Annotated in this window: 18 protein-coding genes and 1 pseudogene; 14 read left to right on the top strand and 5 right to left on the bottom strand. The window is 74.3% G+C overall.

Annotated features, from left to right (window positions below; translation table 11 throughout):
- Window positions 1-47 precede the first annotated feature (47 nt).
- From ACQRUO_RS24550 to ACQRUO_RS24540, 3 genes are all read right to left on the bottom strand, one after another.
- Window positions 48-812: a class I SAM-dependent methyltransferase gene (locus tag ACQRUO_RS24550; RefSeq protein ID WP_428318212.1), complete on the bottom strand. Its 765-nt coding sequence runs from the start codon at window positions 810-812 to the stop codon at window positions 48-50.
- Between the two features lie 31 nt (window positions 813-843).
- Window positions 844-1,647 carry a sugar phosphate isomerase/epimerase family protein gene (locus tag ACQRUO_RS24545; protein ID WP_428318225.1) on the bottom strand — a complete coding sequence of 268 codons (804 nt, stop codon included), beginning with the start codon at window positions 1,645-1,647 and terminating at the stop codon, window positions 844-846.
- A gap of 180 nt (window positions 1,648-1,827) precedes the next feature.
- Window positions 1,828-2,799, bottom strand: a complete 972-nt coding sequence (locus ACQRUO_RS24540; RefSeq protein ID WP_428318211.1) for a Ppx/GppA family phosphatase — start codon at window positions 2,797-2,799, stop codon at window positions 1,828-1,830.
- A gap of 119 nt (window positions 2,800-2,918) precedes the next feature.
- Here ACQRUO_RS24540 and ACQRUO_RS24535 point away from each other — a divergent pair, with 119 nt between their 5' ends.
- The gene (locus tag ACQRUO_RS24535; protein ID WP_428318210.1) at window positions 2,919-3,674 is read left to right on the top strand and encodes an alpha/beta fold hydrolase; all 756 of its coding nucleotides are present in this window, start codon (window positions 2,919-2,921) and stop codon (window positions 3,672-3,674) included.
- A 60-nt stretch (window positions 3,675-3,734) separates the two neighbouring features.
- Window positions 3,735-4,595 (top strand): hypothetical protein, encoded by an 861-nt coding sequence (locus ACQRUO_RS24530; protein ID WP_428318209.1) that lies wholly within the window; start codon window positions 3,735-3,737, stop codon window positions 4,593-4,595.
- 24 nt (window positions 4,596-4,619) lie between these two features.
- Here ACQRUO_RS24530 and ACQRUO_RS24525 read toward each other — a convergent pair whose 3' ends face one another.
- Both ACQRUO_RS24525 and ACQRUO_RS24520 read right to left on the bottom strand, forming a co-directional pair.
- The gene (locus tag ACQRUO_RS24525; protein WP_428318224.1) at window positions 4,620-5,783 is read right to left on the bottom strand and encodes an NADH-quinone oxidoreductase subunit D; all 1,164 of its coding nucleotides are present in this window, start codon (window positions 5,781-5,783) and stop codon (window positions 4,620-4,622) included.
- 5 nt (window positions 5,784-5,788) lie between these two features.
- Window positions 5,789-6,793: an SAM-dependent methyltransferase gene (locus ACQRUO_RS24520; protein WP_428318208.1), complete on the bottom strand. Its 1,005-nt coding sequence runs from the start codon at window positions 6,791-6,793 to the stop codon at window positions 5,789-5,791.
- Between the two features lie 94 nt (window positions 6,794-6,887).
- Between ACQRUO_RS24520 and ACQRUO_RS24515 the strand changes: the two genes are divergently transcribed.
- The 12 genes and pseudogenes from ACQRUO_RS24515 to ACQRUO_RS24460 all read left to right on the top strand — a co-directional run bounded on the left by ACQRUO_RS24515 (window position 6,888) and on the right by ACQRUO_RS24460 (window position 19,439).
- Window positions 6,888-8,084 carry a DUF7134 domain-containing protein gene (locus ACQRUO_RS24515; RefSeq protein WP_428318207.1) on the top strand — a complete coding sequence of 399 codons (1,197 nt, stop codon included), beginning with the start codon at window positions 6,888-6,890 and terminating at the stop codon, window positions 8,082-8,084.
- A 55-nt stretch (window positions 8,085-8,139) separates the two neighbouring features.
- On the top strand, window positions 8,140-8,829 hold the full coding sequence (locus ACQRUO_RS24510; protein WP_428318206.1) for a response regulator: 690 nt from the start codon (window positions 8,140-8,142) through the stop codon (window positions 8,827-8,829).
- Between the two features lie 94 nt (window positions 8,830-8,923).
- Window positions 8,924-9,850 carry a Rossmann-like and DUF2520 domain-containing protein gene (locus tag ACQRUO_RS24505; RefSeq protein ID WP_428318205.1) on the top strand — a complete coding sequence of 309 codons (927 nt, stop codon included), beginning with the start codon at window positions 8,924-8,926 and terminating at the stop codon, window positions 9,848-9,850.
- Window positions 9,850-10,746: a pantoate--beta-alanine ligase gene (panC, locus tag ACQRUO_RS24500; protein WP_428318204.1), complete on the top strand. Its 897-nt coding sequence runs from the start codon at window positions 9,850-9,852 to the stop codon at window positions 10,744-10,746. Before ACQRUO_RS24505 ends, panC begins: the two co-directional genes overlap by 1 nt.
- A gap of 47 nt (window positions 10,747-10,793) precedes the next feature.
- A complete protein-coding gene (gene panD / locus ACQRUO_RS24495) occupies window positions 10,794-11,210 on the top strand; it encodes an aspartate 1-decarboxylase (protein ID WP_428318203.1) in 417 nt (138 codons plus the stop codon).
- Window positions 11,211-11,283: 73 nt separating this feature from the next.
- Window positions 11,284-12,951 (top strand): L-aspartate oxidase, encoded by a 1,668-nt coding sequence (locus ACQRUO_RS24490; protein WP_428318202.1) that lies wholly within the window; start codon window positions 11,284-11,286, stop codon window positions 12,949-12,951.
- Window positions 12,952-12,956: 5 nt separating this feature from the next.
- Window positions 12,957-13,928 carry a carboxylating nicotinate-nucleotide diphosphorylase gene (nadC, locus tag ACQRUO_RS24485; RefSeq protein ID WP_428318201.1) on the top strand — a complete coding sequence of 324 codons (972 nt, stop codon included), beginning with the start codon at window positions 12,957-12,959 and terminating at the stop codon, window positions 13,926-13,928.
- Between the two features lie 84 nt (window positions 13,929-14,012).
- Window positions 14,013-14,804: a type III pantothenate kinase gene (locus ACQRUO_RS24480; RefSeq protein ID WP_428318200.1), complete on the top strand. Its 792-nt coding sequence runs from the start codon at window positions 14,013-14,015 to the stop codon at window positions 14,802-14,804.
- A gap of 133 nt (window positions 14,805-14,937) precedes the next feature.
- On the top strand, window positions 14,938-15,678 hold the full coding sequence (locus tag ACQRUO_RS24475) for a hypothetical protein (RefSeq protein ID WP_428318199.1): 741 nt from the start codon (window positions 14,938-14,940) through the stop codon (window positions 15,676-15,678).
- 227 nt (window positions 15,679-15,905) lie between these two features.
- Window positions 15,906-17,588: a hypothetical protein gene (locus ACQRUO_RS24470; RefSeq protein WP_428318198.1), complete on the top strand. Its 1,683-nt coding sequence runs from the start codon at window positions 15,906-15,908 to the stop codon at window positions 17,586-17,588.
- Between the two features lie 125 nt (window positions 17,589-17,713).
- Window positions 17,714-19,273, top strand: a pseudogene (gene lysX, locus ACQRUO_RS24465) (bifunctional lysylphosphatidylglycerol synthetase/lysine--tRNA ligase LysX); the annotation flags it as partial.
- Between the two features lie 4 nt (window positions 19,274-19,277).
- On the top strand, window positions 19,278-19,439 hold the full coding sequence (locus ACQRUO_RS24460) for a hypothetical protein (RefSeq protein WP_428318197.1): 162 nt from the start codon (window positions 19,278-19,280) through the stop codon (window positions 19,437-19,439).
- Window positions 19,440-19,637 lie beyond the last annotated feature (198 nt).

Genomic DNA, 19,637 nt, shown 5'->3' with positions numbered 1-19,637 from the left:
GCCCCGCCCGGACCGGACCGGACCGGCTCAGCCCGGCTCAGGCCCGCTCAGCCCCGCTTGACCGCCACGGTCAGCTCCACGTTGTAGGGCTCGACCACCTGGCCGTCCGGGAAGTCCACCAGCAGGGCGGCGCGTTCGGCGGCCAGCAGCGGCTCCTTGACCGCCTCGTCGGTGACCGCGAAGTACGACTTGGAGCGCAGGTCGGTCAGCACGCCGTCGACCGCGATCCGGCGCTCCCAGCGCAGCCGGCGCCGGGCCAGCGCCAGCGGGTACTCCTCCAGCCGGTCGGTGACCGCGTTCATCGCACCGTAGTAGTGGTAGTTCGGCAGCGCCGCGGCGAGCCGGGCCTCCTGCGCGGCCAGCCACGGCACGGTGCGGTCCTTGATGTTCCAGACCAGCACCAGCGCACCGCCCGGGCGCAGCACCCGCAGCGCCTCCGGGATCGAGCGCTGCGGATCGGTCCAGTGGAAGGCCTGGAAGTAGCAGACCAGGTCGGCGGTGGCGTCGTGGCAGGGCAGCTCGTCGCCGGTGGCCTTGACCAGCGGGATGGTCGGGCTGACCCGGTGCAGCTGGGCCGCCATCCCGGCGCTCGGCTCGACGGCGATCACCCGGGCGCCGCGCCCGTGCAGCAGGCGGGTGGCGATCCCGGTGCCGGCGCCCACGTCCAGCACGTCCGCCTCGCGCAGCGGGCGGCCGGCCAGCTCCTCGATCGCGTCGAACAGCTCGGCCGGGTAGGACGGGCGGGCGCGGTCGTACTCGGCGGCGACGGCGCCGAAGCTGGCGGCGTGCTCCTGGTGCTGAATGTCCGTCATGGCCGGTTCCTCCCACGGGTCGTTCGTACCGTCAGGGTACGTGGGAGCCGGTCGCCAGATGGAGCCGGGTGAAGGCCAGCGCCTCGGCCAGGTCCGCCTCCCGCTCGGCCGGCGAGCCGGAGCGGCGGGTGTTCACCTCCAGCACCACGTGGCCGTCGAAGCCGGTGCGGGCCAGCTGCTCCAGCAGCTCGGCGCACGGCTGCTTGCCGCGGCCGGGGATCAGGTGCTCGTCCTTGCCGGAGCCGGAGCCGTCGGCCAGGTGGACGTGGGCCAGCCGGTCACCCATCCGCTCGACCAGCTCGAAGGCGTCGATCCGCGAGGTGGCCACGTGCGAGAGGTCCACGGTGAAGTGGCGGTAGGCCTCCTCGGTGACGTCCCAGCCGGGGGCGTAGGCCAGCACCTCGCGGTCCTTGTAGCGCCACGGGTACATGTTCTCCACCGCGAACCGCACCGGGGTCTCGCCCGCCATCCGCTCGATCCCCCGGACGAACTCCCGGGCGTACTGCCGCTGCCAGCGGAACGGCGGGTGCACCACCACGGTGTCCGCGCCCAGCGTCTCGGCGGCCGCCCGGGCCCGGCGCAGCTTGGTCCACGGGTCGGTGGTCCAGACCCGCTGGGTGATCAGCAGGCAGGGCGCGTGCACCGCCAGGATCGGCATCCGGTGCTGCTCGGAGAGCGCGCGCAGGGCGTCCAGGTCCTGGCTGACCGGGTCGTTCCAGACCATCACCTCGACCCCGTCGTAGCCGAGCTTGGCGGCCAGCTCGAAGGCGATCGCGGTGTTGTCGGGGTAGACCGAGGCGGTGGACAGCGCGATCTTGGTGTCCGGGACGTGCAGCTCCGGGTGGCGCGGCAGCACCAGGCGGTCGGTGGTGCGCAGCAGCGGGTCGCGGCGCGGCACGGCGGGCTTGCGCCGCACCGCGCGCGGCAGCCGGGGCGGCACCGGCCGGCCGGACCTGCCGCGGGCCCGGTCCCCGGGCTGCTCGTCCGCCACCGAAGACTCCTCCACGGAAGAAGGTTATGCGGACCAGGCGGGCAGTTGCGCGCCACTGGCCTCGCCGGACTGGCTCATGCTGTCCAGACGGCGCAGGATGATGCCCTCGCGCAGCGCCCACGGGCAGATGTCCAGCTCCTCCAGCCCGAACAGGTCCATCGCCGCGTCGGCCACCAGCGCGCCGGCCAGCAGCTGGCGGGCCCGGCCCTCGGAGACGCCGGGGATCCGGGCCCGCTCGGCGGCGGTCATCCCGGCCAGTCGCGGCACCCAGGCGGCCAGCCCGCTGCGGCTGAGCTTGCGCGGCACCCGCAGCCCGGCCTCGGCGGGGGCCGCGCCGGTCATCCGGGCCAGCTGCTTGAAGGTCTTGGAGGTGGCCACCGCGTGGTCCGGCGGGCCGAGTCTGGCCACCTCGCCGACCACCGTGGCGATCTCGGCCCGGATGTGCCGGCGCAGCTCGCGCACCGCCTCCTGGTCCGGCAGGTCGCCGGGCAGCCAGCCGGCGGTCAGCCGGCCGGCCCCGAGCGGCAGCGAGACGGCGGTGTCCGGCTGCTCGTCGATCCCGCAGGCGATCTCCAGCGAGCCGCCGCCGATGTCCAGGTCGAGCAGCCGCCCCGAGGACCAGCCGAACCAGCGGCGCACCGCGAGGAAGGTCAGCCGCGCCTCGTCCTGCCCGGAGAGCACGGTCAGCTCCACCCCGGTCTCGCGCTGGACCTGGGCGAGCACCTCCTCGCCGTTGGCGGCCTCGCGCACCGCGGAGGTGGCGAACGGCAGCAGGTCCACCACGCCCTTGTCCTCGGCCACCCGCAGCGAGGAGGCCACGTGGTCGACCAGGCGCTGGACACCGTCCGCCCTTATCGCCCCGTGCTCGTCGAGCAGCTCCGCCAGCCGCAGCTCCGCCTTGTGCGAGTAGGCGGGCAGCGGAGCGGCACCGGGGTGGGCGTCCACTACCAGGAAGTGGACGGTGTTGGAACCTACGTCGAGCACACCGAGTCGCATAATCCACCACGCTACGCCACCGCGCCTGGCGAGATCGTGCCTGTTCGATTGCCGACCGAACCCGATCGGCGGGAATCTGGTCCACCGATACCGCTTCACCACCAGGGAGCCACGCAACCATGACGATCAGTCACCGCCGGCTGGGTGCCGGCGAGCACAAGGTCATCGTTCTGCACGACTGGTTCGGCACCACCGCGGGCTGGGGCCCGTTCCTCGACTACCTGGACAGGTCGGCGTTCGGCTACGCGTTCCTGGACTACCGCGGCTACGGGGACCGGGTGGACGTCCCCGGCGAGTTCACCCTGGCCGAGATCGCCGGCGACGTGCTGGCGCTCGCCGACGAGCTGGGCTGGGAGCACTTCTCGCTGGTCGGCCACTCGATGGGCGGCAAGGCGGCGCAGCGGGTGCTGCTGCAGGCGCCGGAGCGGGTGCGCCGGTTGGTCGGGATCGCGCCGGTGCCGGCCGCCGCCTACCCGATGGACGAGGAGACGCACGCCCTCTTCCACGGCGCCGCGCAGGACTTCGCCGCCCGCCGCACCATCCTCGACCTGGTCACCGGCCACCGGGCCAACGCCGTCTGGCTGGACCGGATGGTGGCCCGCTCCACCGCGACCAGCCGGATGGACGCCTTCGGCGCCTACCTGACCGACTGGGCCGGGCAGGACTTCGCGGCCAAGCTGGCCGGGCAGCAGCTGACGGTGCGGGTGCTGCTCGGCGAGTGGGACCTGGCGCTCACCCCGCAGACCTTCGCGGCCGGCTGGCAGCCGCTCTACCCGAACGCCGAGTTGACGGTGCTACCCGCCACCGGGCACTACCCGATGTACGAGACCCCGGTGACCTTCGCCTCCGCGCTGGAGTCCGCGCTGCGCGCCTGACGACCAGGAGCGGTGCCCGGGCCACGCCGGACACCTCCCGGTGGCGGCTACCCTTGCCGGGTGGCCGCCATCGACATCCCCACCCCGACCAGCCGGAAGCCCCTCCCGGAGGTCGGGCTGGACTTCCCCCGCGCCTGGGTCGAGTTCACCGACCCCGCCGACCCCGAGCAGGTCTTCCGCTGTGACCTCACCTGGCTGACCTCCCGCTGGGGCTGCATCTTCGGGCAGGGCTGCCACGGCATCCGCCCCGGCCGCGGCGAGTCCGACGGCTGCTGCACGTTGGGTGCGCACTACTCGGACGAGGAGGACGAGCAGCGGGTGATCGAGCACGCCCGCCGGCTGACCCCGCAGACCTGGCAGTACTTCGACCAGGGCACCGACAAGAAGGGCCGGCTCAAGCTCGACGGCGGCATCACCATGCTGGACGAGGACGGCGACCGGCAGACCCGCCGGGTCGACGGCGCCTGCATCTTCCTCAACCGGCCGGGCTTCGCGGGCGGCCAGGGCTGCGCGCTGCACACCCTGGCGCTGGCCGAGGGGCGCGAGCCGCTCGAGACCAAGCCGGACGTCTGCTGGCAGCTGCCGATCCGCCGCACCTACGACTGGGTCGACCGCCCGGACGACACCCGCTACCTGCAGATCTCGATCGGCGAGTACGACCGCCGCGGCTGGGGCCCGGGCGGCCACGACCTGCACTGGTGGTGCACCAGCAGCCCGGAGGCGCACCAGGCCACCGACCCGGTCTACGTCAGCTACCGGGCCGAGCTCACCGAGCTGATGGGCGCCCCGGCCTACGCGGCGCTGGTCGAGCTGTGCGAGCAGCGGATCAAGGCGAAGGGCGACCGCAAGCTGGCGCCTCACCCGGCGGATGCCGGAAATCGAAAGGGGTCCGCGGACCCGAAGCCGGCCAAGAAGAAGTAGCGGCCGGCACGGGTCGATGTCCCCTTACTTGTCGATGTCCCCGACCACGAAGAACATCGACCCCAGGATCGCCACCATGTCGGCCACCAGGGTGCCCGGCAGCAGCTCGACCAGCGCCTGGATGTTGTTGAAGGACGCCGAGCGCAGCTTGAGCCGCCACGGCGTCTTGTCGCCGCGCGAGACCAGGTAGTAGCCGTTGACCCCGAGCGGGTTCTCGGTCCAGGCGTAGGTCTCCCCCTCGGGGGCCTTGAGCACCTTGGGCAGCCGCTGGTTGACCGGCCCGGCGGGCAGCCGGCCGAGCCGGTCCAGGCAGGCGTCGGCCAGGTCGAGCGAGTTGGCGGTCTGCTCCAGCAGGCACTCGAACCGGGCCAGGCAGTCGCCCTCCTGCCGGACCGCGACGCTGAGCACGTCCTGCAGCTCGCCGTAGGCCAGGTAGGGCTCGTCCCGGCGCAGGTCGAAGTCGACCCCACTGGCCCGGGCGATCGGGCCGGTGACGCCGTAGGCGTGCACGTGCTCGGGGCGCAGCACCCCGACGCCGGCCGTGCGGGCCCGGAAGATCTCGTTGCCGAGCACCAGCCGCTGGTAGACCGGCAGCTGCTCGCGGACCGCGGCGACGGCCGCCCGGACCCGGCCGAGCCAGCCGGCCGGCAGGTCCTCCTTGAGGCCGCCGACCCGGTTGAACATGTAGTGCATCCGGCCGCCGCTGGCCTCCTCCAGCACGTGCTGGAGCTCCTCGCGGGCGGTGAAGGCGTAGAAGACCGGGGTGATGCCGCCCAGCTCCAGCGGGTAGGAGCCGATGAACATCAGGTGGTTGAGCACCCGGTTGAGCTCGGCGAGCAGGGTGCGGGTCCACACCGCGCGCTCCGGCACCTCCATGCCGAGCATCCGCTCGACGGCGAGCACCACGCCGAGCTCGTTGGCGAAGGCGGAGAGCCAGTCGTGCCGGTTGGCCAGCATGATGATCTGCCGGTAGTCCCGGGCCTCGAAGAGCTTCTCGGCGCCGCGGTGCATGTAGCCGATGATCGGCTCGGCGGAGACGATCCGCTCACCGTCCAGCACCAGCTTGAGCCGGAGCACCCCGTGGGTGGCCGGGTGCTGGGGGCCGATGTTCAGCACCATGTCGGTGGCGCCGGCGGCGCCGGGCAAGGTCTCCGCCCCGGCGCCGACGCCGACCGTGGTCTCCCGCAAGCTCGTCATGCTTCCAGAGTCTGCCATCCCGGCACCCCGGCGAGGCTGTGCGGTACCGGCATCCGGACGGCCTGGACCAACCAGCCGAAGCCGCCCAGCCCACCGCTCGCGGTCAGTTCGGCGGCCTCGCCGGCGGCGGCCAGCGCCCGCAGGTAGCCGGCCGGGTCGTCGGAGGCCAGCTGGAGCGGCGGCCGGGCGCCGGAGACGCCGAGCGCGTGCAGGGCGGCGCGCTGGGTTGTCCACAGGGTGTGGAAACCCGGCGCGGCGGCCGCGTCCAGCGCGACGTGGGCGGTCAGGTCGCAGCCGCCGTCCGGCACCGGCGCGACCTCGCGGCCGGCGCCGAAGCCGGTCAGGGTGCCGAACGTCGGCCGGTCCGACTTCCGGTGCGCGTAGTCGACCGCCACCGCGAGCCCCCGGTCCAGCGCGCCGACCGCCGCCGCCCAGGCCGCGTCCCTGGGCCCGCCCAGTTCGACCCGCTCTCCGTCCGGCCACCAGCGCTCGGCCCACGCCGCGTCGAGCGCCGTCAGCGGCTCGCCCAGGCGCTCCTCCCCCACCTCGTCCCCGTCGACGGCCACCTCGACGTAGCGCAGCACCCCGTCCTCGTCCCGCTCGGCGAGGTCCAGCGGCACGTTGTCCAGCCACTCGTTGGCGAAGAGCAGCCCGACCGCACCGCGCGGCACCTCGGCGCTCCAGCGCACCTCGGGCGGCAGCCCGTCCGGGCGGTCGGCCAGCTCCACGCCGTACGCGGTCAGCCGCCCCGGCAGCAGGTGGGTCAGCGCCGCAACCAGCTCGCCACGCCCGGCCCCGACGTCGATCAGGGCGATCTCCTCCGGGTGACCGAGCGCCTCGTCCACCTCCAGCAGCAGTCGGCCGACCGCCGACGCGTACTGGGCGGAGGCGTGCACCGAGGTCCGGAAGTGCCCGGCCGGGCCCTCCGGCCTGCGGTAGAAGCCGTCCGGCATCCCGTAGAGGGCCCGTTCCATGGCGGGGCGCCAGCGCATCCAGGTCATGCTCGCGACCGTACCCGGCTCCGACCTGCGGACGAGACCGGGATCGCCCTAGCGGCGGACGGGGGCGGCCCCGGAGACTGCCTACGCTTGTCACGTGCATCGACTCAACGCCTGGCTCCGCGGACACCCCATGGTGGTCGACGGCGCCTGGGCATCCATCGTGGGCTTCCTGACGCTGCTGGCCGCCGTGGCCGAGGACGGCTCACGGATCGCCCTGCTGGGAATCGGTGCCGTGATGTTCGTGCTGATGACCGTGCGCCGGCGCTGGCCCGACGTCGTGGTGGTGGCCGGCATCGCACTGGGCCTGCTCCAGGTGGCCGGGCGGATCGACCAGAACACCCCGCCGGCCATCGGCTACCTGGTCTTCTGCTACACCGGCGCCGCCTTCGGCCGGACCTGGACCTCCCGGCTGGCGCTGGCCGCCGGGCTGACCGCCGGGCCGCTCAGCGTCGCCGCCTTCTACCACAGCGACGCGGGCATGGCCCACGGCTTCCTGCAGCAGGCCTTCGTCTCGGCGCTGCTCTCCAGCCCCTTCATCCTCTGCTGGGCCTGGGGCCGGCTGACCCGGGTGCGCCGCGCCTACCTGACCGAGCTGGAGGACCGCGCGGCCCGGCTGGAGCGCGAGCGCGACGCCCAGGCCAAGGTGGCGGTGGCCGCCGAGCGGGCCCGGATCGCCCGCGAGCTGCACGACGTGGTGGCGCACAACGTCTCGGTGATGATCGTGCAGGCCGACGGCGCCGCCTACGTGATGGACAACTCGCCGCACCAGGCCAAGGAGGCGCTGGCCACCATCGCCTCCACCGGGCGCCAGGCGCTGGTCGAGATGCGCCGGCTGCTCGGGGTGCTGCGCACCGCCGACGCCGCCGAGGAGTACGTGCCGCAGCCGGGCGTCGAGGAGCTGCCCGACCTGCTGGACCAGGTCCGCACCGCCGGCCTGCCGGTGGAGTTCAGCACCTCCGGCGAGGTCCGCGAGCTGCCCCGCGGGGTCGAGCTGACGGTCTACCGGATCGTTCAGGAAGCCCTCACGAACGTGCGCAAGCATGGTGGCCCGAACGTCACGGCCCGGGTCGCGGTCGACTTCGGCGACCGCGACCTCAACGTGCTGATCGAGGACGACGGGCGGGGCAGCACCGACGCGCACCTGACCGCGGGCGGCACCGACGGGCTGGGCCACGGCCTGATCGGGATGCGCGAGCGGATCGGCATGGTCAGCGGCAGCCTGGACGCCGGGCCGCGCCCCGGCGGCGGGTTCCGGATCCGCGCCGTGCTCCCGCTGAAGACCGCCCGCTGACCGGGGACCACCCCCCGCGACAGAGCCGCACAGGAGAGAGAGGGAGACCGCCGAGGTGACCATCCGCGTGATGCTGGTCGACGACCAGGAGCTGCTGCGCACCGGGTTCCGCATGGTGCTGCAGTCCCAGGCCGACATCGAGATCGCCGCCGAGGCCGGCGACGGTGCCCGGGCCCTGGAGGTGCTGGCCGGCACCACGGTGGACGTGATCCTGATGGACGTCCGGATGCCGCGGATGGACGGGGTGCAGGCCACCCGGCGGATCTGCCTGGACGAGAGCGGCGCCCCGCGCCCGGACGCCCCCAAGGTGCTCATCCTCACCACCTTCGACCTGGACGAGTACGCCTTCGCCGCGCTCAAGGCCGGGGCCAGCGGCTTCCTGCTCAAGGACGTGCCGCCGACCGAGCTGGTCTCGGCGATCCGCGCGGTGCACGCCGGTGACGCCGTGGTCGCGCCGACCACCACCCGCCGGATGATCGACCGGTTCGCCGACGTGCTGCCGGTGCCGCAGGCGGTCGGCGGCCCGCCCGCGCTGAGCCCGCTGACCGAGCGCGAGCGGGAGGTCTTCCTGCTGGTCGCCCAGGGCCTGTCGAACGGCGAGATCGCCGCCGAGCTGACCCTCTCCGAGGCCACCGTGAAGACCCACGTCGGGCGGATCCTGGCCAAGCTGGGGCTGCGCGACCGGGTGCAGGCCGTGGTGCTGGCCTACGAGGCCGGACTGATCAAGGCCGGCGGGCACGCCTAGCGGCGGTTCCGGGGAGCGCGCTCAAAGCACCACCGCGGCGGGCCGTAGGATGGGACGGACCGTCTGGTACCCGTAGAGGACTGGAACGCACACCGTGAGCACCTCCGACCTGTTCCACCTGCCCGATCCCACGGATCCGGCGGCCCGCCCCGCGCGCCTGGCCGTCGGCGTGGTCGGCACCGGCCGGGTCGGCCCCGCCCTCGGCGCCGCCCTGCAGCTGGCCGGCCACCAGGTGGTGGCCGCCTCCGGGGTCTCCGCCGCCTCCCGCCGCCGGGCCGAGGCGCTGCTGCCCGGGGTGCGCCTGGTGAGCCCGCCCCAGGTGCTGGCCGCGGCCGACCTGGTGCTGCTCACCGTGCCGGACGACGAACTGGCCGCCCTGGTCGCCGGGCTGGCCGGCACCGGCGCGATCCGGCCGGGCCAGCTGGTGGTGCACACCTCGGGCGCGCACGGCGTGGCGATCCTGGAGCCCGCCACCCGGGCCGGTGCGCTGCCGCTGGCCCTGCACCCCGCGATGACCTTCACCGGCACCTCGGTGGACCTGGCCCGGCTGGTCGGCTGCCCGTTCGGGGTGACCGCGCCGGAGGAGCTGCGCCCGGTCGCGGAGGCGCTGGTGGTGGAGATGGGCGGCGAGCCGGAGTGGGTGCCGGAGCAGGTCCGCGCGCTCTACCACACCGCCCTGGCGCACGGCGCCAACCACCTGGTCACCCTGGTCGCACAGGCGATCGAGCTGCTGCGGACCGCCGGCGTGGCCGAGCCGGGCCGGATGCTCGGCCCGCTGCTCGGCGCCGCGCTGGACAACAGCCTGCGGGCCGGCGACGCGGCGCTGACCGGCCCGGTGGCCCGCGGCGACACCGGCACCGTGCGCCGCCACCTGACCGAGCTGGCCCGGGTGTCCCCCGACATCCCCGCGGCCTACCGCGCGATGGCCCGGGCCACCGCCCAGCGCGCGCTGGCCCACGGGACACTGACCGACGAAGCGGCGGCCTCGCTGCTGGACGTGCTCAACAACGAGGAGAAGTGATGGCCCGCCCCAAGCCCGCCGCCAAGGCCCCCAAGGTCCACCAGGCGCAGCTGACCCACACCGTCGCCGACTTCGAGGCCGCCTTCTGGCCCGACGAGAGCCCGGTGGACAACGCGGTCGTGATGACCATGGGCGCGCTGCACGAGGGCCACGCCGCGCTGATCCGGGCGGCCCGCCGGGAGGTCGGCCGGGACGGCCGGGTGGCCGTGACGGTCTTCGTCAACCCGCTGCAGTTCGGCCCGAGCGAGGACCTGGACCGCTACCCGCGCACCCTGGAGGCGGACGTCGCGCTGGCCCAGGAGGCCGGCGCCGACGTGGTCTTCGCCCCGAGCGCCGAGGAGGTCTACCCGAACGGCACCCCGGTGGTCTCGCTGTCGGCCGGCCCGATGGGCGAGCGCTTCGAGGGCGCCAGCCGCCCCGGCCACTTCGACGGGGTGCTGACCGTGGTGGCCAAGCTGCTGCACATCACCGACCCGGACTACGCCTTCTTCGGCGAGAAGGACGCCCAGCAGCTGGCGATCATCCAGCGGATGGTGGCCGACCTGGACTTCGACGTCGAGGTGGTCGGGGTGCCGACCGTCCGGGAGGCGGACGGCCTGGCGCTCTCCTCGCGCAACCGCTACCTCTCCGAGGGCGACCGGGAGCAGGCGCTGGCGCTCTCCCGCGCCCTGTTCGCCGGGCGGGACGCCGCGGCCCGCGGCCCGAAGGCCGTGCGCGAGGCCGCCGCCCGGGTGCTCGACGACGCCGCCGGCGTCCACCTCGACTACCTCGCCCTGATCGACCCGCACGACTTCGTCGAGGCGCCGGACGACTTCCAGGGCGAGGCGGTACTGGCCGTGGCGGCGAAGGTGGGCTCCACCCGCCTGATCGACAACGTCCGCCTCCAGGTCAGGTAAGTCAGACATCCCCATCGGCATGCACTCGCATCAGGAGGCGTGACCCCATGCTCCGCACCATGCTCAAGTCCAAGATCCACCGTGCCACCGTCACCCAGGCCGACCTGCACTACGTCGGCTCGGTGACGGTCGACCAGGACCTGCTCGACGCGGCCGACCTGCTCCCCGGCGAGCTGGTCCACATCGTCGACATCAACAACGGCGCCCGGTTGGAGACCTACACCATCGCCGGCCCGCGCGGCACCGGCGTGATCGGCATCAACGGCGCCGCGGCCCGCCTGGTCCACCCGGGCGACCTGGTGATCCTGATCGCCTACGGGCAGATGGACACCGCCGAGGCGAAGGCCTACCAGCCCAAGGTGGTCTTCGTGGACGCCGAGAACAAGATCACCGGCATCGGCCCGGACGCCGCCGAGGCCCTGCCGGGGACCGACACCGTGCGCGGCGACGCCGTCCACGTGTAACCGGGTGCACCCGACCGGCCCCCACCGACCGGCCGCCGGCCCCCACCCCTCCTGCCGACTGGAGTCCCCCACCATGCCTGCCACCCACCGCCTCACCGCTCCCGCCCCCGGCTGGACCGCCACCACCGACGTGGTGGTGGTCGGCTCCGGCGTGGCCGGGCTGACCGCCGCGCTCGGCATCCGCCGGGCCGGACTGCGGGTGACGGTGGTCACCAAGGCCGTGCTGGACGAGGGCTCCACCCGCTGGGCCCAGGGCGGCATAGCCGCCGCCCTGGGTGCGGGCGACACCCCCGAGCAGCACCTGGACGACACCCTGGTGGCCGGCGCCGGGCTCTGCGACGAGGACGCCGTGCGGGTGCTGGTCACCGAGGGCCCGGGGGCGGTGCGCCGGCTGATCGAGGCCGGGGCCGCGTTCGACACCGGCGCGGACGGCGAGATCCTGCTGACCCGCGAGGGCGGCCACCACCGCAACCGGATCGTGCACGCCGGCGGCGACGCGACCGGCGCGGAGGTCTCCCGGGCGCTGGTCGCCGCGGTGCACCGCGACCCAGAACTGGAGCTGATCGAGCACGCCCTGGTGCTGGACCTGCTCACCGACGCCGACGGCCACGCGGCCGGGCTGACCCTGCACGTGATGGGCGAGGGCCAGCGGGACGGGGTCGGCGCGCTGCGCGCCCGGGCCGTGGTGCTGGCCACCGGCGGCATGGGTCAGGTCTTCTCGGCGACCACCAACCCGCAGGTCTCCACCGGCGACGGGGTGGCGCTCGCGCTGCGGGCCGGCGCCGCGGTGGCCGACCTGGAGTTCGTCCAGTTCCACCCGACCGTGCTCTGGCTCGGCCCGGAGGCGCACGGCCAGCAGCCGCTGATCTCCGAGGCGGTGCGCGGCGAGGGTGCGTACCTGGTGGACGCCGCCGGCACCCGGTTCATGCTGGGGCAGCACGAGCTGAACGAGCTGGCCCCGCGGGACATCGTGGCCAAGGCGATCACCCGGCAGATGCAGGCCCAGGACGCCGAGCACATGTACCTGGACGGGCGGCACTTCGGCGCCGCGATGTGGGCCGAGCGCTTCCCGACCATCCTGGCCTCCTGCCTGGCGCACGGCATCGACCCGGTCACCGACCCGATCCCGATCGCCCCGGCCGCGCACTACGCCTCCGGCGGGGTGCGCACCGACCCGCACGGCCGCACCTCGGTGCCCGGCCTGTACGCCTGCGGCGAGGTGGCCTGCACCGGGGTGCACGGCGCCAACCGGCTGGCCTCCAACTCGCTGCTGGAGGGCCTGGTCTTCGCCGAGCGGATCGTCGCCGACCTGGCCGCGCGGCACGCCGCCGGCGAGCTGCCCGAGCGGGTGGTGGACGTGGCCGCCGCCCGGGCCGCCCGGCCGGTCGAGCTGCCCGCGCCGGAGGCCCGGGCCGAGATCCAGCGCCTGATGTCGCGCGGCGCAGGCGTGCTGCGCTCGGCCGACAGCCTGGCCGGCGCCGCCGCGGGCCTGGCCGCGCTGGCCGAGGGTGCGGCGCAGCACTCGGCCGAGGAGAAGCCGGCCCACCCCGGCGTGGAGACCTGGGAGGCGGCCAACCTGCTGCTGGTGGCCACCGCCCTGGTGACCGCCGCCCAAATGCGCACCGAGACCCGCGGCTGCCACTGGCGGGAGGACTTCCCCGACCGGGACGACGCCCACTGGCAGCACCACCTGACCACCACCCTGGACGCGGACCGGCTCCGCGTCACCGAGGAGCACTGAGGACCATGACCCACACCCACGAAGAGCTGCCGCTGGTGGACGCCGAGGGCTCCTGCGGCGACGGCTGCGGCTGCGCCGACGGCGAGGGCTACGAGACCGGCCTGGACCCGCAGCTCGCCGAGCTGCTGGAGGAGGCCGGCCTGGACCCGGTCGAGGTGGAGGACATCGCCACCCTGGCGCTGGCCGAGGACCTGGCCGGCGGCGAGGACGTCACCTCGGTCGCCACCGTCCCGGCGGACGCGGTGGCCACCGCCGACTTCACCGCGCGCGAGGCCGGCACGGTGGCCGGCCTGCGGATCGCCGAGGCCGTGGTCTCGCTGATCTGCGAGGAGGAGTTCGAGGTCGAGCGGCACGTCGAGGACGGCGACCGGGTCGAGGCCGGCCAGGTGCTGCTCTCGGTGCGCAGCCGCACCCGCGACCTGCTGACCGCCGAGCGCAGCGCGCTCAACCTGCTCTGCCACCTGTCCGGCATCGCCACCGCCACCCGCCGCTGGGCGGACGCCCTGGAGGGCACCGGCGCCGCGGTCCGCGACACCCGCAAGACCCACCCGGGCCTGCGCGCGCTGCAGAAGTACGCGGTGCGCTGCGGCGGCGGGGTCAACCACCGGATGGCGCTCTCCGACGCCGCGCTGATCAAGGACAACCACGTGGTCGCCGCGGGCGGCGTGGCCGAGGCCTTCCGGGCCGTCCGGGCCGCCTACCCGGACCTGCCGGTGGAGGTCGAGGTGGACACCCTGGAGCAGATCCCGCCGGTGCTGGAGGCCGGGGCGGAGCTGATCCTGCTGGACAACTTCACCGTCGAGCAGCTGCGCGAGGCGGTCGCCCTGGTGGCCGGCCGGGCCAAGCTGGAGGCGTCCGGCGGGCTGACCCTGGCCACCGCGCGCGAGGTGGCCGAGACCGGGGTCGACTACCTGGCGGTCGGCGCGCTCACCCACTCGGCGCCGGTCCTGGACATCGGCCTGGACCTGCGTTCCTGACCGCGCCACCGAAGTCCGCGGCACCGAAGTTCGCGGCACAGCTGTTCCCGCCACCGACCACCCACCGGACCAGACAGGGGGCCCATGCTCCTCACCATCGACGTCGGCAACACCCAGACCACGCTCGGCCTGTTCGACGGCGAGGAGGTCGTGGACCACTGGCGGATCTCCACCGATCCGCGCCGCACCGCCGACGAACTGGCCGTGCTGATGAAGGGGCTGATGGGCCGGCACGCCGGCGGCGCGGGCCCCGAGCGGGTGGACGGCCTGTCCATCTGCTCCTCGGTGCCCGCGGTGCTGCACGAGCTGCGCGAGGTGACCCGGCGCTACTACGGCGACGTCCCGGCGGTGCTGGTGGCGCCCGGGGTGAAGACCGGGGTGCACGTGCTGATGGACAACCCGAAGGAGGTGGGCGCCGACCGGATCGTCAACGCGCTGGCCGCCAACCACCTGTACGGGGGTCCGTGCATCGTGGTCGACTTCGGCACCGCGACCACCTTCGACGCGATCAACGAGCGCGGCGACTACGTGGGCGGCGCGATCGCCCCCGGGATCGAGATCTCGGTCGAGGCGCTCGGGGTGCGCGGCGCCCAGCTGCGCAAGATCGAGCTGGCCCGGCCGCGCAACGTGATCGGCAAGAACACCGTGGAGGGCATGCAGTCCGGCGTGCTCTACGGCTTCGCCGGGCAGGTGGACGGCCTGGTGACCCGGATGGCGCGGGAGCTCTCGCCGAAGGACCCGGACGACGTGCAGGTGATCGCCACCGGCGGGCTGGCACCGCTGGTGCTGGGCGAGGCGACCACGATCGACGTGCACGAGCCGTGGCTGACCCTGATCGGGCTGCGCCTGGTCTACGAGCGCAACACGGCGAGCTGATCCACCGCGGGGGCTGCGCTGGGCCGGACGGCCGAGCGCAGCCCCCGCGGATTCACCGCCACCCGCTGGGCCATCCGGGCGGCGCGACGCGAGGCTTCCGACAAATCGGATATTCCTCACGTAGTGTCAACTCATGCCCACGCCCCACGGATCCCGCGGCGGCATGGCCTTCAGCGCCGACGAAGTGCGCGTGCTGCGCCGTGCTCTCGCCCAAGCCCTGCACCCCGCCGTGCCCGCGCAGCTGCCCTGCGGCGCCGATCTCTGGGCGGAGGACGTCCAGGAGGCGCTCCGCCTGGCCGAGGCGATCGACGAGGCCAGCTCGGAGGGCGGCCGGCTGCGCCGCTTCCTGCTCGCCGAACTGGTCCGCTACCGCGCCGCATTGCCCGGCAGCGCCCGCGGTTACCTGGAACGCCTGGAGGAGGCCGTCACCGACGGCTACCTGCCGGGGCCGGACGACCTCACCGCCCTGCGCGGCCTGATCCGCCAGCCGTGCGGCCCCGGCGAACGCAGCCGCCGCTCCCGGCTGGCCGGCCGCTGCCACGCGTTGGCCGAGGCCGCCGTCCGCGAACGGCTGGCCCGCACCACGGGCCTGCCGCACCCCGCCCTCGAGCCCGCCCCGGCCCCCGCGCGCCACCTGGCCGCCGTGCCCAGCCCCGTCACCGACCGAGCCGGAGGACCGTTCCCGATGAACACCCCCACCGAGCCCCGCCACTCCGACCGCGCCAAGCGCCCGAGCCGGATCCCGACCCCGGCCGAGCTCTTCGCCAAGCGCCCGACCCCGGAGACCGGCACGACGCCCGGGCCGGACGCCGAGGCCCCCGAGTCGGCCGAAACGCACGACGAGCAGGAGGAGTTGGCCACCGGGACCGGCTGACCGCCGACCGGCCCGGCGCGCCACCGCCCCCGAGGCGGTGGCGCGCACCGCCGCGTCGACCGGGCGCCGACCGCCGGCCTGACGCTCCGTCACATCCCGTCGGCCGCCGTCACGTTTCCCTAACGGATGCGCGGCGTTGCGGCGCTCCTGTCCGGCTGTGCCCGATTCGTTCCGCCCGCGGCCCCGTAGGGTCCGGCGGGGAACAGTCAGCCATCACGGGGGGATCCGTGCTCACCACCCAGTCACACCGCACCGCCGCCGGGGCCACCGCCCTCGCCGCGCTGCTCACCGCGGGCTTCACCGCACTGCCGGCGCACGCCGACGGCGGCGCCGCGCTCACCGTCGACGTGCCCGCCACCATCCAGCTGCCCGTCACCACGCCGAACGACCCGGGCGCCGACCCGCGCAGCGCGCTGCCGATCCGGCTCGGCCGCACCGGCAGCAGCCCGCTGCACAAGGTCAGCATCGACTTTGTGACCGGCGAGGACCTGTTCAAGGTCGCCGACCTGCACGCCGAGGGCAACGGCTGCACCGCCAAGGACGACTTCACCTGGTGCGACGAGGGCGACCTCGACACCGACGGCGTCGACACCCCCCAGAAGTTCTGGCTGACCCCGAACCCCGCTGCCAAGGCCGGCGCCACCACCAAGCTGCACCTGACGGTCAGCGCGGCGGGGGTGCCCTCCGTGCAGCAGGACGTCACCGTCACCGTCGGCGGGCCGGACCTGCTGGCCAAGCAGCCGGCCCCGGCCGACCACGTCAAACCGGGCAGCACCCTGGCCCCGGCCGTGGAGTTCACCAACCTGGGCCAGTTGCCGACCGGCGAGCTGGTGGTGGAGTTCACCGCGATGGACGGACTGGACCCCGAGCAGCTCGCCTCGAACTGCGAGTACGCGCAGGTCAAGCCGGTCTTCTCGGGCCCCGGCCAACAGAACCGGCCCGGGCGGACCGACGCGATCTGCACCCTGAAGCTCGCGGTGGCCCCGGGCGAGGTCTACACGCTCGACCCGATCCGGCTCGGCGTCTCCCCCACCGCCTACGCGACCCACAGCGAGATCGCGGTCTTTCCCGCCGAGGACGCGCCCTTCTCCGACGCCCCGCAGTGGCGGGCCACCGAGAGCTTCCACCCCGGCACCGGCGCACCGCTGACCGCGACCCGGACCACCGACCCGTCGCTCGGCAGCACCCCGCGCAAGCCCTACGACAACCGCGCCGACCTGGAGGTGAGCGTCGACAACACCGCCGACTTCCTCGCCCTCGGCAGCTGGGCTCCGCAACCGGGCGGCGCCCGGGGCACGCTGACCGCCGGGCTGCGCAACGACGGCCCCGCCGCGATCGAGTTCGACCGCAGCGGCGAGGACGTGGCCGATGTCCGGGTCACGCTGCCGCAGGGCGTGACCGCGACCGAGGTCCCCGCCGGGTGCCTCCAGGCGCAGCTCACCACCCCGGGCACGGTCTACGTCTGCCGCACCTCGTTCATGGCACCGGTCGGGGCGGGCTTCGACTTCGACTTCGGGCTCCGGCTGGCCGACCCGGGCACCGCCCGGACCGCCACGGTCGACTTCCAAAGCGAAGAGGGCATCAACAACCCCGCGCCGGTCAAGCTGCCGTGGGACCCGAACCCGGCGAACGACGCCGTCACGGTCACTCTCGGCGGTCCGGGCGCCGGGGCCACCCCGAGCACCGCGCCGACCGCCACCCCGACCGCCGGGAGCAGCGCCACCCCCACCCCGGCCGCGGCCGTGCTGCCCGCCGCCGACGACCAGCCCCCGGCCGGCCAGGACCTCGCCTACACCGGCGGCGGCAACGACGCCGGCACCCTCGCCATCGCCGGCGGCACCGCCGTCCTCCTCGGCGGCGCCGCCCTCGCCTACGCCGCCCGCCGCAGGAAGCCGGCCCCCCGCGACTGAACCGGCGGGGCCCGACGGCCCCCATCGGGCCCCGTCGGGCCCGTCCGCCCCGTCCCGGCCCGGTGATATCCGGTGGCGGGGCGGGGCGTTTCGCTCGCTACCCTGGTGAGGTGAGCGATCAGAGCAGCCTTCCCGCGACCGACGACCTTCCCGAGCAGATGCGCGTCCGGCGCGAGAAGCTCGACCGGCTCCGTGCCGCAGGGATCGACCCCTACCCCGTCGGCTTCCCCCGGACCAGCACCATCGCGGACCTCCGCGCCAAGTTCCCCGACCTGGAGCCGGACACCGCGACCGGCGAGCGGGTCGGCATCACCGGCCGGGTGATCCTGGCCCGCACCGGCGGCAAGCTGTGCTTCGCCACGCTGCGCGACGGCTCCGGCGACCTGCAGGTCATGCTCTCGCTCGACAAGCTGGGCGAGGAGCGGCTGGGCGCCTGGAAGACCGACATCGACCTGGGCGACCAGGTGGGCGTCGAGGGCGAGGTGATCACCTCGCGGCGCGGCGAGCTGAGCGTGATGGTGGACAGCTGGGCGCTGACCGCCAAGTGCCTGCGGCCGCTGCCGGACAAGCACAAGGGCCTGACCGACCCGGAGGCCCGGGTCCGCCAGCGCTACGTCGACCTGATCGTGAACCCCGAGGCGCGCGAGATGCTGGAGCTGCGCAGCAAGGTGGTCCGCTCGATCCGCCGCACCTACGAGGAGCGCGGCTACCTCGAGGTCGAGACCCCGATGCTGCAGCCGATCCACGGTGGCGCCAACGCCCGTCCGTTCGTCACCCACATCAACGCCTACGACATCGACCTCTACCTGCGGATCGCCACCGAGCTGTACCTCAAGCGGCTGGTGGTCGGCGGCGCCGAGAAGGTCTTCGAGATCAACCGGAACTTCCGCAACGAGGGCGCCGACGCGACCCACAACCCGGAGTTCACCGCCCTGGAGTCGTACGAGGCCTACGGCGACTACGACACCCAGGCCGAGCTGATCCGCGCGCTGATCGTCAACGCGGCCCGGGACGCGCTCGGCACCACCGTGGTGCGCGGCACCGACCCGCACGGGGTGGAGCACGAGATCGACCTGGCCGAGCCGTGGGAGGAGGTCAGCGTCTACCCGGGCATCTCGGCCCGGCTGGGCACCGAGGTGACCCCGCAGACCTCGGTGGAGGAGCTGCGCAAGCTCTGCGACGCGGCCGGCGTGCCCTACGAGAAGGAGTGGGGCCACGGCCAGATCGTGCTGGAGATGATCGAGCGGCTGCTGGAGGAGAACGCGATCCGGCCGACGTTCATCAAGGACTACCCGACCGAGGTCTCGCCGCTGACCCGCCAGCACCGCTCGATCCCGGGCGTGGCCGAGAAGTGGGACCTGGTGATCTTCGGCACCGAGGTCGGCACCGCCTACTCCGAGCTGATCGACCCGGTCGAGCAGCGCGCCCGGCTGACCGCCCAGTCGCTGCTGGCGGCCGGTGGCGACGTCGAGGCGATGCAGGTGGACGAGGACTTCCTGCGGGCGCTGGAGTACGCGATGCCGCCCACCGGTGGCCTCGGGCTCGGCGTCGACCGCCTGATCATGCTGCTGACCGGCAAGAACATCCGGGAGACCGTGATGTTCCCGCTGGTGAAGCCGGAACTCAAGAAGGCCTCGGACTCCGCTCAGGCCACCGAGGACGCCACGGCAGTCAAGGGAGAGTGACCTCATGCAGTACGTCAGCGCGATCGTGCCGCCGCTGGTGATGGCGATCGGCTTCGGCTTCCTGGTGCGGGCGATCATCCGCAGCCAGGGCGGGGCCCAGAAGAGCAAGGAGGACGCGGCCGTCGAGGCGATGCAGGCCGCGGCCACCGCCAAGGCGGCCGAGTAGGCGCTGCGCAGGCATGGCGAAGGCCGCTCCCCCCCGGGGGAGGGGGCGTTGTCCCCCCCCTCCCCCCTCCCCCCTCCCCCCTCCCCCCCCCCCCCCCCCCCCCCCCCCCCCCCCCCCCCCCCCCCCCCCCCCCCCCCCCCCCCCCCCCCCCCCCCCCCCCCCCCCCCCCCCCCCCCCCCCCCCCCCCCCCCCCCCCCC

The organism is Kitasatospora sp. LaBMicrA B282, assembly GCF_050325825.1.
GTDB lineage: Bacteria > Actinomycetota > Actinomycetes > Streptomycetales > Streptomycetaceae > Kitasatospora.
The sequence above is the reverse complement of the archived record's forward strand: the minus strand, read 5'-3'. Positions and strand labels throughout refer to the sequence as shown.

Excerpts from the sequence above, each read along its gene's own strand:
- ACQRUO_RS24540 (WP_428318211.1), bottom strand. The coding sequence starts at position 2,799 with ATGCGACTCGGTGTGCTCGACGTAGGTTCCAACACCGTCCACTTCCTG.
- ACQRUO_RS24550 (WP_428318212.1), bottom strand. The coding sequence starts at position 812 with ATGACGGACATTCAGCACCAGGAGCACGCCGCCAGCTTCGGCGCCGTC.
- ACQRUO_RS24490 (WP_428318202.1), top strand. The coding sequence starts at position 11,284 with ATGCCTGCCACCCACCGCCTCACCGCTCCCGCCCCCGGCTGGACCGCC.
- nadC (WP_428318201.1), top strand. The coding sequence starts at position 12,957 with ATGACCCACACCCACGAAGAGCTGCCGCTGGTGGACGCCGAGGGCTCC.
- ACQRUO_RS24480 (WP_428318200.1), top strand. The coding sequence starts at position 14,013 with ATGCTCCTCACCATCGACGTCGGCAACACCCAGACCACGCTCGGCCTG.
- ACQRUO_RS24460 (WP_428318197.1), top strand. The coding sequence starts at position 19,278 with ATGCAGTACGTCAGCGCGATCGTGCCGCCGCTGGTGATGGCGATCGGC.
- panD (WP_428318203.1), top strand. The coding sequence starts at position 10,794 with ATGCTCCGCACCATGCTCAAGTCCAAGATCCACCGTGCCACCGTCACC.
- panC (WP_428318204.1), top strand. The coding sequence starts at position 9,850 with ATGGCCCGCCCCAAGCCCGCCGCCAAGGCCCCCAAGGTCCACCAGGCG.
- ACQRUO_RS24535 (WP_428318210.1), top strand. The coding sequence starts at position 2,919 with ATGACGATCAGTCACCGCCGGCTGGGTGCCGGCGAGCACAAGGTCATC.
- ACQRUO_RS24520 (WP_428318208.1), bottom strand. The coding sequence starts at position 6,793 with ATGACCTGGATGCGCTGGCGCCCCGCCATGGAACGGGCCCTCTACGGG.
- ACQRUO_RS24475 (WP_428318199.1), top strand. The coding sequence starts at position 14,938 with ATGCCCACGCCCCACGGATCCCGCGGCGGCATGGCCTTCAGCGCCGAC.